Genomic DNA, 10,695 nt, shown 5'->3' with positions numbered 1-10,695 from the left:
CCTTCAGCAGCCCGTACACGGCCGGCACCTGCGCGCCGTGGCACACCAGCGCGATCGGGAGGTTGCGCGCGAAGAAGTGCTCGGTGATGCGCCTGACGTCGGCGTCGACCCGGATCCACTCGGGGGCACGTCCCCCAGGGATGATGAGGGCGTCATAGCGCTCGACGTCGACCTCGGCCCAGGGCACGTCGACCGGCAGCTTTCGGCCGTTCTTCTCCACGTAGGCGTCGGAGTTGGGGTCGAACTCGTGGATGACCAGCTGAACGTCACGCATCGTCCGTGACGAGACGTCGACGTCCCAGCCCCCCTCCTGCACGCGATAGTAGGGATACATGGTGTCGAGCTCCTCGGCGGCATCGCCGGTAAGGAGCAGTGCTCTGGGCACCTGCTTCTCCTCGCATATGGGGCGGGTGAGGTGGATCCGATCCGATCCGATCCGGTTGAGTCAGCATTCCTCGGCCCGGCCCGCCCGTCAAGCCTTTACGCCATTCCGTCCGCGTCCTTGACCTCGTCGAACAATCGGCGGAACCGCTCGCCGGACAGCAGGATGTGCCGGCGCATGGCGTAGGCGGCGGCGTCGGGGTCACGCGCGGCGATCGCGGCCAGAACCTCTTCGTGCTCGGCCATGGCCAGGTGAGTGACCTGGGTGTCGTGGAGAAGCCGGAACAGGTGCACGTGCGTGTGCAGGCGAGCGAGCGCTTCGCGGATGACCTGGTTCTCCGCGCTCAGGGCGACGAGATCGTGAAAAGCGGCGTCGCGTAGCCCGAAGGCGCCATAGGCCACGAGCCCGTTGCCCCCCTCCAGCTCCGCCATCTCCTCCAGCATTCGCCGCAGACCGGCCACCTGCTTCGAGGATGCGCGTTCGGCGGATCTGCGCGCCGCTGCCGGCTCGAGGAGCAGGCGGAGCTCAAGCATGTCCTCGAATCGCTGACGGGTGATTTGAGGGGGAATGCGATAGCCGGCATGGGGCACACGCACGACCAGGCCCTCGGCCTCCATGCGGTTCAGAGCGTCTCGGATCGGCGTCTGCGAGACCCCCAGCTCTCGCGCCAGGACGTCGATCGTGACGCGGGAGCCAGGCTCGATCCGTAGCGACATCAGCTGTCCGAGCAGCGTGTCGTACACCTCGTCGGCAAGCCGGCCGCGAGATCTTCGCGGCGGCGTTCCGCCCGTCATGGCCCCACGGCGCCGCGCGATCATCACTTCGTCGTCCATCGTGACGTGAGACCTTTCTTACGTTTTCGGAAACCTGTTGACTTCGGTCGCAACGCTGCGGGATGTTGACGCCCCCACTCGGATCGTATAGGAAAGGTGGCGGATGCCAGCCATCCTTCACCCTCGCGAAACCCCCCGTCATCGCTCCGCTTCGATCAGTTGGAGCTCCCTATGAGCATGCTCGACGTCCTACTCGGTTCGCCCCCGGGCCGATAAGGACCGAAGGACTTCTCGACTGCTTGAAGCGCCATTACGTCGCGGCGTACCCGTGACGCCGGTCTGCGGGTCAGCCCTGCGACAGCCGGCAACACGCCTGAACACCCCCCAGCAACTGCTCGGCGAAGCACGCAGCAGGGCTCCAGAGGTCCCCCCCAGAAAGCAGGCAAGAAGATGCGGTATCCGAAGCGAATAGGACGACTGCCCGTTCCCGGTCGAAAGGCGCGGCTGGCGACGGCGGCCATGTTGGTGGCCGCGGCCATGGCGGCTTGCGGCCAGGACGACGGCGCGACGTCGAGCGCCCCCAAGGCGCCGGCGACCATCCCGGAGCTCACCAAGGACCCGCTGACCCTCAGCTTCATCTGGTTCGACTGGCCCCCCGCCCACGCGCTGGAAGACTTCGCGAACGCGGAGTACACCAAGGACCGGCCGAACGTGACCATCAAGGTCAACACCGTGCCGAACGCGAACTGGCACGACGCGATGTTCACCCAGTTCGCAGCGCACAAGACCGACTTCGACATCCCGATCCTGGACTCGCAGCACATCGGCGAGGCCGTGACGAACGGCAACATCCTCGACATCACCGACTTCGTCAAGCAGAACATCGAAGTCAACGCCTACAACCCGTACCTCCTGGCGGCCTACGGCCAGTACCCCCAGGCGGAGACCGGGAAGCGCGACGAGAACGCCAGCCTGTACGGACTGCCGCTGCTCGGCGACACCTGGACGATGATCTACCGCAAGGACCTGATCGGCGACACGCCGCCGCAGACCTGGGACGAGATGATCTCAGTCGCCGAGAAGTGCCAGGCGGACAACCCCGGCGTCAGCGGGCTGGCTTTCCACCAGGCCAACGGCTCCGACGCCGCGGCCGTCACCTACAACACGGTCAACGGCGTCTACGGCGGCAACCTCTGGGACGCCAAGGCGCGCAAGATCGACGGCGTCGTCAACGACGCCGCGGGCCAGGAGGCGATGGACGTCCTGGTCAACAAGATGAAGCCGCTGACCGCCGCAGGCTCCGGCAACTGGTTCATCGACGAGGTGAACGCGGCGGTCGCCCAGGGCAAGGCATGTATCGCGTTCAACTGGATCGCCGCGAGCGGCGGCCTGCTCGACCCGAAGCAGTCGACGCTCGGCACCACGCGGGAGCAGATTCTCGACAAGCTGGGCTTCGCCCCCCTGCCGAGCCAGAAGACGAACCTGGTGCCTCTCGGCGGCATGGGGATGCACGTGTCGGCCTACTCCCCGGAGGCGAACCAGGCGGAGGCCCTGAACTTCATGAAGTGGTTCGAGCAGGCTGACATCCAGAAGAAGTGGGCCGCGGCTGGTGGCGTGCCATCGCGTACGGACGCCCTGGAGTCGCCCGAGTTCCTCAACGCCGGGCCGTTCAACAAGGTGTACACCGACTCGGTTTCGCGGATGCGGGACATGTGGAACGTCCCCGAGTACGCGCGCCTCATCGACATCGAGAACACCAACGTGAACGCGGCTCTCAACGGCGCGAAGAGTCCGAAGGACGCGCTCAACGACATCGCCAAGGAGCAGCAGGCCGTGCTCGACTCCAGCGGCCGCAAGGGCGGCGGCGGACTGTGAGTGACCCCGTCCCTCTGACGATCGACCAGCCCGGGCAGGTGGCGTCCGCGACGCCGCCTGCACCGGGCCGGTCCCGCCGCCTGAGCGACCGCTGGCTCGCCGGGGCCTTCATCTCCCCCGCGTTGCTGCTGTTGCTCGCGATGTCGGTGTTCCCGTTGCTGTGGGCGTTGTACCTGTCTTTCACCGACTACTCGGCCACCCGCGGGGGGCCCGCCCATTTCGTTTGGTTCGAGAACTACACCGCCATCCTGACGTCGGCGCAGGTCCACCTGAGGGCCTTTACGACGTTGATCTACGTGGTCGGCGCGGTCGTCTTGCAGACCGTGCTCGGCTTCACCATCGCCTACCTGATCTCACGGCGCACGCACGGGCGAGGACTGCTGACCACTCTGTTCCTGGTTCCGATGATGCTGTCGCCGGTCGTGGTCGGGCTGTTCTGGCGATTCATGCTCGACGCGCAGTTCGGTGTGGTCAACAGCATGCTCGGCTCGCTCGGCCTGGGGAAGGTGGAGTGGCTCACCCGGCAGGGAACGGCATTGCTTTCCCTGATCGTGGTCGACACCTGGCAATGGACGCCGTTCATCATGCTCATCGCACTCGCGGGCCTTACCGCGGTCCCCAAGTACCTGTACGAGGCCGCCTCGATCGACCGGGCGTCCGAGTGGTTCCGGTTCCGCACCATCACTCTTCCGCTGGTGTGGCCGCTGCTCCTCATCGCCGTGTTGTTCAGGGCCATCGAGGCCTTCCGCCTGTTCGACCTCGTCTACATCCTCACCAGCGGAGGTCCGGGGGTCTCCACCGAGACGTTGTCGTTCCACGTCTACAAGGTCGCGTTCCTGGGCTTCAACACCGGAACCGCCTCGGCGTACGGGATCCTCATGGTCCTCGTCGTCCTCGTCCTCACGCAGCTCTACCTGCGCTACTTGAACAAGCTCAAGGAGGACTGATGGCCGTCTCCGTCGACGAGGCCGTGTCCACAGGTCCTGGCCGGGATCACACGCCCTCCACGCGGCGCCGTGGCGGCCGGGGCCGCTCCGTGCTGGAGGTCGCGCTGCTGACCGTGCTGGCCGTCGTGATGCTCTTTCCGGTGCTGTGGATGATCGAGACGTCCATCAAGGAGAACCGGGACGTCTACGCCATCCCGGCCAAGTTCTTCGACTTCAAGGTCACTCTGGACCATTTCAAGGACGTGTTCGCCGGCTCCGGCGGCGGTCGCTCGGCCTTGTCCGTCTCGTTCCTCAACTCCGTCGTGGTCGCCGGGGTCTCCACGGCGCTGGCCACCGTGCTGGGGGTCCCGGCGGCCTGGGCCTACTCACGCTTCTCCGTGAAGGCCAAGAAGGACCAACTGTTCTTCATCCTGTCCACCCGCTTCATGCCGCCCGTGGTGGTCGTGATCCCGATCTTCCTCATGTACCGCCAACTCGGACTCATCGACAACAAGCTCGGCCTGATCCTCATCTACACCGCGTTCAACGTCCCGTTCACGATCTGGATGATGAAGGGGTTCGTCGACGAGGTGCCCGCAGAGTACGAGGATGCCGCCATGCTCGACGGCTACACCCGCCTGCAGGCGTTCTGGAAATTCACCCTTCCCCTGCTCCTGCCCGGCATCGCCGCGACGGCGGTCTTCGCACTCATCTTCTCGTGGAACGAGTTCGTGTTCGCCATCTTCCTTACCTCCAGCGACAGCGTACGGACGGCTCCACCCGCCATCGCCGGCCTCATCGGTGGAACCACTACGGACTGGGGTCTCGTGGCCGCCGCCTCCGTAGTGTTCGCCCTACCGGTGCTCGTCTTCGCCTACCTGGTGCGCAAGCACCTCGTCGCCGGTGTGACGCTCGGGGCGGTGCGACGCTGATGGCGGGCATCGAGGTGACCACCCTGCACAAGCGCTACCCGGACGGGACGGTCGCAGTCGAACAGGTGGACCTGTCCATCGGCGACGGTGAGCTGTTCGTGATGCTCGGCCCTTCGGGTTGCGGCAAGACGACCACGCTGCGGGCCATAGCCGGCCTGGAGAGGCAGACGTCGGGCGACATCCGCATCGGCGACACGCTGGTCAACGACCTGCCGCCCGCTGAGCGCGACATCGCCATGGTGTTCCAGTTCTACGCTCTCTACCCGCATCTGAGAACCCGCGACAACCTGGCGTTCCCACTGCGGGCCGAGGGACTGCCCAAGGCGGAGGTGCAGGAGCGGGTCGACGAGGCCGCCCGGCTGATGCGGCTTGGTCCGCTCCTGGACCGGCGACCGCACCGGCTGTCCGGCGGGGAGCAGCAGCGCGTCGCGCTTGCCCGCGCCCTGGTGCGACGACCGCGCGCATTCCTCATGGACGAACCGCTCACCAATCTGGACGCGGAGCTGAGGGCGGACATGCGCACGGAGATCAAGCACCTGCAGGGGGAGCTGGGGACGACGATGGTCTACGTCACCCACGACCAGGTCGAGGCGATGTCGCTCGGTCACAGAATCGCCATCCTCAACAAGGGCCGCGTCGAGCAGATCGGCACGCCGCTGGAGGTCTACGACCGTCCGGCGAGTCTTTTCTGCGCCGCGTTCATCGGCTCCCCGCCGATGAACCTGATCGAGGTGGAGGTGGCCGACGGGAAGCTGCGCGGTCAGGGCGGACTGGTCCTCACGCCACCGCCAGCCCTGCCGCGCGACCGTCGCCTGGTCGCAGGCGTCCGTCCGGAGGCGCTGGAAGTCACAGAACCGGGGGCGGAAGGTTCGGTCCCGGCCCGCGTGGTCTCGGCGGAGTGGCTGGGCGACGAAATCATCTACGTGGTCGACCACGGCGGCCAGCGCGAGGTACGAGTTCGGATGGCACCGACTGTCCGTTTCGCTGCTGACGCACCGGTCGGGCTGCGGCACACCGGCGGGCCCCCGCCGGTCTACGACGTGGACACGGAAGAGCTGGTGGCCTGATGGGAACCGTGGCAGTACACGGGCTGCGCAAGTCCTTCGGCAAAGTCCAGGCCCTGGACGGGGTGACGCTGGACGTGCCGGACGGCTCGTTCTTCGTCGTGCTCGGGCCCTCCGGGGCAGGCAAGACGACGACCCTGCGAGCGATCGCCGGCCTTGAGAAGCTTGACGCCGGGTCGGTGCATCTGGACGGGAGGGACGCGACCGGTGACACCCCGGCCGCACGCGACCTGGCCATGGTCTTCCAGAGCTACGCCCTCTACCCGCGACGCACGGCGTACGAGAACATCGCTTCGCCGCTGCGGGCCCGCCGCTGTTCTTCGAGCGAGATCGCCGCTGCCGTCGAGCAGATGTCGAGCCTGCTGCACATCGAACGTCTGCTGCAGCGTCGTCCCGCGCAGATGTCGGGCGGTGAGATGCAGCGTGTCGCCCTGGCCCGGGCGCTGGTCCGTCGCCCGCGCGCGTTTCTCATGGACGAGCCGCTGACGAACCTCGACCTCAAGCTCCGCGTCGAGATGCGCACCGAGCTCACCCGTATCCACCGGAGCCTCGGGGGGACCTTCGTCTACGTGACCAACGACCAGGTCGAGGCCCTGTCCATGGCCGACCAGGTCGCGGTCCTCAAGGAGGGGAAGGTGCAACAGGTCGGAACGCCGGCCGAGGTGTACGAGCGTCCAGCCAACCAGTGGGTCGCGGGCTTCGTCGGGAGCCCGTCGATCAGCCTGCTCGCCTGCCACGCCGAGGGAGATCGCCTGGTCGGGGCGGAGGGCTGGACGCTGCCGCGGCCCCGCTGGACCACGGCTGAGGACGGTCGTCCGCTGCTGCTGGGCCTGCGCGCGGAGGACCTGTCCGTCGAGCGGCGTGGGGACGCGTCGTTGCCGGGTGAGCTCTACGGCCTTGAGCCGCTCGGTGACCGAACGGTGGTCGACGTCCAAGTGGGGACGGAGATGCTCAAGGTCAAGGCACGACCCACCTTCACCGCTACGCCGGGCGAGCGGCTGCATGTCACGGTCGACCTGGACCGTGCGCACCTGTTCGACGCGGGCACCGGGCTGGCGCTGTCCGAGGCCGGGAGGTAACCGCCCGGGAGGTAACCGCACAGGGCGGCGACGTCGACATGCGCCCGCACGTGGCAATCGAGCCTCGGCGACCATCACCGGTGGGCACGGCCTGACGACGCTGAAGCAGCCATGGTCCGAGAAGGCGACCGGTGGCGCGGAGCGTCGCCCTGCAGCCGGGGCCAAGGCCACGTTCGACCCGCTCGGCAACCTCGACCCCGACGAGGTCGTGTGAGCCGTTCGTCAACGCGCGTGGCGCGATCGCCGAGGTCACGCTGGACATCACCAAGAAACATCGCAGGAGGCGACGCAATGAGTGACCCGATGAACGTCCTGGCCCCCGAGCACCGGCGGCTCCGGATCGGCGACGCCTGGCGCGACGCCGCCAGCGGAGCCACGTTTGCCGTCGAGGACCCGGCCACCGGCAAGACCATCGCCGAGGTGGCGGACGCCGGCGTCGTCGACGGGCTCGCCGCTCTGGACGCGGCGAGCAAGGCGATGGCGGAGTGGGCGGCGACCCCGCCGCGAAAACGGTCAGAGTTGTTGACCGCGACGTACCGGGCACTGACCGAGCGATCCGAGGAGGTCGCCCGGCTGATAACGCTCGAGATGGGCAAGCCGCTCGCCGAGGCTCGGGCAGAGGTGGCCTACGGCGCCGAGTTCTTCCGTTGGTTCGCCGAGGAGGCGGTGCGCGTCGAGGGGCGCTACAACACCGCTCCCAATGGTGGATATCGCATCCTCACCGTGCCGAAGCCGGTCGGACCGTGCGTCTTCGTGACGCCCTGGAACTTTCCGTTGGCCATGGGTGCCCGCAAGATCGCTCCTGCGCTCGCGGCGGGTTGTACGACGATCACCAAGCCGGCCGCCCAGACGCCACTCACCATGCTGTTCCTGGCCCGCATCATGGAGGAAGTCGGCGTTCCCGCGGGTGTCGTCAACGTCGTGACGACCAAGCGTTCCGGCGAGGTGGTCTCAGCACTGCTGGCCGACCGTCGGACCCGCAAGCTTTCGTTCACCGGGTCGACCGAGGTCGGGCGCGTGCTGCTACGACAGGCGGCGGACAACGTGCTGCGCACCTCCATGGAACTGGGCGGCAACGCGGCCTTGATCGTGTGTGCCGACGCGGACCTGGACGTCGCGCTCGACGGTGCCATGGTGGCCAAGATGCGCAACATCGGGGAGTCCTGCATCGCGGCCAACCGAATCTACGTCGAGGAGTCGGTGCGCGAGGAGTTCACGGCGCGCTTCGCCAAGCGTATGGGCGCGCTCTCGGTGGGCCATGGTCTCGACGACGGCGTGGACGTCGGGGCGTTGATCGACGAGGCCTCGGTCACCAAGATCGAGGAGCTCGTCGCCGACGCGGTCCATCGCGGCGCCCGTGTCCTGGTGGGCGGCGAGCGTCCGGATGGGCCGGGCCACTTCTATCCGCCTACGGTCCTCGTCGATGTGCCCGAAGACGCGCGGATACTGGAGGAGGAAATCTTCGGCCCGGTGGCGCCGATCATCTCGTTCACGTCCGACGACGAGGTGATCGCGAAGGCCAACGACACCGAGCACGGCCTGGTCGGATACGTCTTCACCCGTGACCTCCAGCGGGCGCTCCGGTTCACCGAGGGGCTGGAGACGGGGATGGTCGGCATCAACCGTGGTCTGATCTCGGACCCGTCAGCTCCGTTCGGAGGCGTGAAGCAGTCCGGGATCGGCAAGGAGGGGTCGCACGAGGGCATCCTTGAGTACCTCGACGTCACCTACGCGGCGATCGACCTACCGTGACCGGCCTGCTGCTCGGGGTGCCCGCCGAGGATCACCGCGCCCTGCGCACACATGACCTGACCGGCCTCCACCCGTGGGGCGGGACCCGGGCCATGGTCGGCACGAATCCGCCGGCACCCGGGGACGCCGTCGACTCCGCCGGTGTGCGCGCCACAGACGCGGCCGCGGCGGTGGACGGGGCGATCAGCCCTTTCGGCGCTCCCAAAGGCTACGCCCTCAGGCTCATGATCGAGGTGCTGGTCGCGACCTCGACTCGTACCGGCCTTGGCGACGATGTCCGCGGGACCCTCGACCCGACTGACCCGCCCACCAAGTACGTCTTCATCGCGATGGACCCGGGGGCGCCCGGGCGCGACCGAGTCCGGGAGCCCGGCGCGCGCCTGCGCCACCCGGCAGCCAACCTTGCCGACGCCGTCCCGGTCTCGCGGGTGACCTGGACGTCCGCCCAGCAAATCACCGCCGACGTTCCAGAGAGGCACTGACATGCTTGAGACCGTCCGCGGACCACGCCAGCTGATAGTGGGCGAAGGGGTCGCGCAGAACATCCCACGAGTGGTGGCCGAGTGTGGCTCGCGAGTCCTCATCGTGACCGACCGGTTTCTTCTGGGGCAGCCGGGCGTGGCCGAGATCGTGGCCGCCGTGCGGGAGAAGGTCGCAGTCGTCGGGGTGTTCGCCGACGCGACTCCGGACGTGCCACTCGCCGATGTCGCCCTGGCCGTCTCGGCCGCCGCAGAGGTGGACGCCGACGTACTCCTCGCCATCGGGGGTGGCACGGTGATCGACCTCGCCAAAATCGTCGGCGTAATCCGGCGCCACGGTGGGACGCCGCGTGACTTCTACGGCGAGTCGAAGGTGCCGGGGCCGACGATTCCTCTCGTCGCGGTCCCGACGACGTCAGGCACCGGCTCCGAGCTCACGCCCGTCTCGGTGTTGACCGACCCGGACCGCGAGCTGAAGGTGGGGGTCTCCAGCGTCCACATCGTGCCCGACTTCGCCATCGTCGACCCCGAGCTCACCTACACCTGCCCTGCGACCGTCACTGCCCACTCCGGCATCGACGCGTTTTGTCACGCGGTGGAGAGCTACACCGCGCGACCCCGGGCCCACGGACCGAGCGACCCGGTGGAGCAGGTCTTCCTCGGCCGCAACCCGATCACCGATCACTACGCGCTCCTGGCCGCGGAGCGGATCGCCCGCAGCTTGCCCCGTGCCGTCAGGGACGGAGGCGACAAGGACGCGCGCGCGGACATGTCCTATGGGTCCATGCTGGCCGGGCTCGCATTTGCCCACGCAGGCACCGCGGCTCCGCACGCCCTCCAGTACCCCATCGGCGCAGCCACCCACACGCCGCACGGCCTGGGCGTCGGGCTGCTGCTGCCCTACGCGCTGGACGCGGCCAGGGATGCCATCAGCGACCGGTTGGCCATCCTCGCCCGGGTGTGCGGGCTCGACGTGACCGATGCCTCGGATGCCGAGGCCGCAGATACGTTCCTCACCTGGCTCCACGGGCTCCTTGCCGACATCGGCATCCCTGCCAGCTTGGCGGACATCGGCGTGGCACGCGCCGACCTCCCGCGCTTCGCGGAGATGGCCAGTGGCGTCACCCGCTTGATCCAGAACCATCCGGGCCCGGCCGACACCGCCAGCCTGACCGCGATCCTCGAAGCGGCCTGGATCGGGGACCGGACCCGGCACGTCCTGACTCCGGAGCAGAGATAGTGACGGGCCTTTCACATGACGACGAGTTCTCTGCCCCACCTTAGGTAGGAATTGTCGGCTACGCCTTAATGGGAGCCGCCCATTCCCAGGCCTGGCGCACGCCTGCACGCCCACCAGGCCGGCCACCACCCCAAGATCATTTCACTACCCGCCTAACAGGTGGCCGGCGCTTCGGGCCTCGTCGCCCGTCTGC

General features: G+C 67.8%; 10 protein-coding genes. 8 read left to right on the top strand and 2 right to left on the bottom strand.

Going from position 1 to position 10,695, the window contains the following annotated elements; all coding sequences use genetic code 11:
- Window positions 1-385 (bottom strand): DJ-1/PfpI family protein (locus HHX30_RS36045; RefSeq protein ID WP_169988094.1); only part of this gene is annotated, 385 nt, incomplete at its 3' end.
- A gap of 95 nt (window positions 386-480) precedes the next feature.
- Complete coding sequence (locus HHX30_RS36040) at window positions 481-1,215, bottom strand: GntR family transcriptional regulator (protein WP_169988092.1); 735 nt, start codon at window positions 1,213-1,215, stop codon at window positions 481-483.
- Window positions 1,216-1,605: 390 nt separating this feature from the next.
- Here HHX30_RS36040 and HHX30_RS36035 point away from each other — a divergent pair, with 390 nt between their 5' ends.
- From HHX30_RS36035 to HHX30_RS36000, 8 genes are all read left to right on the top strand, one after another.
- Window positions 1,606-3,030: an extracellular solute-binding protein gene (locus tag HHX30_RS36035; RefSeq protein WP_169988090.1), complete on the top strand. Its 1,425-nt coding sequence runs from the start codon at window positions 1,606-1,608 to the stop codon at window positions 3,028-3,030.
- Complete coding sequence (locus HHX30_RS36030) at window positions 3,027-3,977, top strand: carbohydrate ABC transporter permease (RefSeq protein WP_169988088.1); 951 nt, start codon at window positions 3,027-3,029, stop codon at window positions 3,975-3,977. Before HHX30_RS36035 ends, HHX30_RS36030 begins: the two co-directional genes overlap by 4 nt.
- Window positions 3,977-4,888, top strand: a complete 912-nt coding sequence (locus tag HHX30_RS36025; RefSeq protein WP_169988086.1) for a carbohydrate ABC transporter permease — start codon at window positions 3,977-3,979, stop codon at window positions 4,886-4,888. Before HHX30_RS36030 ends, HHX30_RS36025 begins: the two co-directional genes overlap by 1 nt.
- Complete coding sequence (locus tag HHX30_RS36020) at window positions 4,888-5,955, top strand: ABC transporter ATP-binding protein (protein ID WP_169988084.1); 1,068 nt, start codon at window positions 4,888-4,890, stop codon at window positions 5,953-5,955. The genes HHX30_RS36025 and HHX30_RS36020 overlap by 1 nt, the downstream gene beginning before the upstream one ends.
- Window positions 5,955-7,031: an ABC transporter ATP-binding protein gene (locus HHX30_RS36015; protein ID WP_169988082.1), complete on the top strand. Its 1,077-nt coding sequence runs from the start codon at window positions 5,955-5,957 to the stop codon at window positions 7,029-7,031. The genes HHX30_RS36020 and HHX30_RS36015 overlap by 1 nt, the downstream gene beginning before the upstream one ends.
- Before the next feature lie 291 nt (window positions 7,032-7,322).
- The gene (locus HHX30_RS36010) at window positions 7,323-8,783 is read left to right on the top strand and encodes an NAD-dependent succinate-semialdehyde dehydrogenase (RefSeq protein WP_169988080.1); all 1,461 of its coding nucleotides are present in this window, start codon (window positions 7,323-7,325) and stop codon (window positions 8,781-8,783) included.
- Window positions 8,780-9,265: an Ldh family oxidoreductase gene (locus tag HHX30_RS36005; RefSeq protein WP_169988078.1), complete on the top strand. Its 486-nt coding sequence runs from the start codon at window positions 8,780-8,782 to the stop codon at window positions 9,263-9,265. Before HHX30_RS36010 ends, HHX30_RS36005 begins: the two co-directional genes overlap by 4 nt.
- Before the next feature lies 1 nt (window position 9,266).
- The gene (locus HHX30_RS36000) at window positions 9,267-10,502 is read left to right on the top strand and encodes an iron-containing alcohol dehydrogenase (protein WP_169988076.1); all 1,236 of its coding nucleotides are present in this window, start codon (window positions 9,267-9,269) and stop codon (window positions 10,500-10,502) included.
- Window positions 10,503-10,695: the final 193 nt, after the last annotated feature.

Origin of the sequence: Microbispora sp. H10836, assembly GCF_012999525.1 — a bacterium.
In the GTDB taxonomy this organism is placed as follows: domain Bacteria; phylum Actinomycetota; class Actinomycetes; order Streptosporangiales; family Streptosporangiaceae; genus Microbispora.
Note: the sequence above shows the minus strand (reverse complement) of the source record. Positions and strands in the feature narration are given on the sequence as shown.

Coding starts and splice junctions, on each gene's coding strand:
- HHX30_RS36040 (WP_169988092.1), bottom strand. CDS start 1,215: ATGGACGACGAAGTGATGATCGCGCGGCGCCGTGGGGCCATGACGGGC.
- HHX30_RS36035 (WP_169988090.1), top strand. CDS start 1,606: ATGCGGTATCCGAAGCGAATAGGACGACTGCCCGTTCCCGGTCGAAAG.
- HHX30_RS36025 (WP_169988086.1), top strand. CDS start 3,977: ATGGCCGTCTCCGTCGACGAGGCCGTGTCCACAGGTCCTGGCCGGGAT.
- HHX30_RS36020 (WP_169988084.1), top strand. CDS start 4,888: ATGGCGGGCATCGAGGTGACCACCCTGCACAAGCGCTACCCGGACGGG.
- HHX30_RS36015 (WP_169988082.1), top strand. CDS start 5,955: ATGGGAACCGTGGCAGTACACGGGCTGCGCAAGTCCTTCGGCAAAGTC.
- HHX30_RS36010 (WP_169988080.1), top strand. CDS start 7,323: ATGAGTGACCCGATGAACGTCCTGGCCCCCGAGCACCGGCGGCTCCGG.
- HHX30_RS36000 (WP_169988076.1), top strand. CDS start 9,267: ATGCTTGAGACCGTCCGCGGACCACGCCAGCTGATAGTGGGCGAAGGG.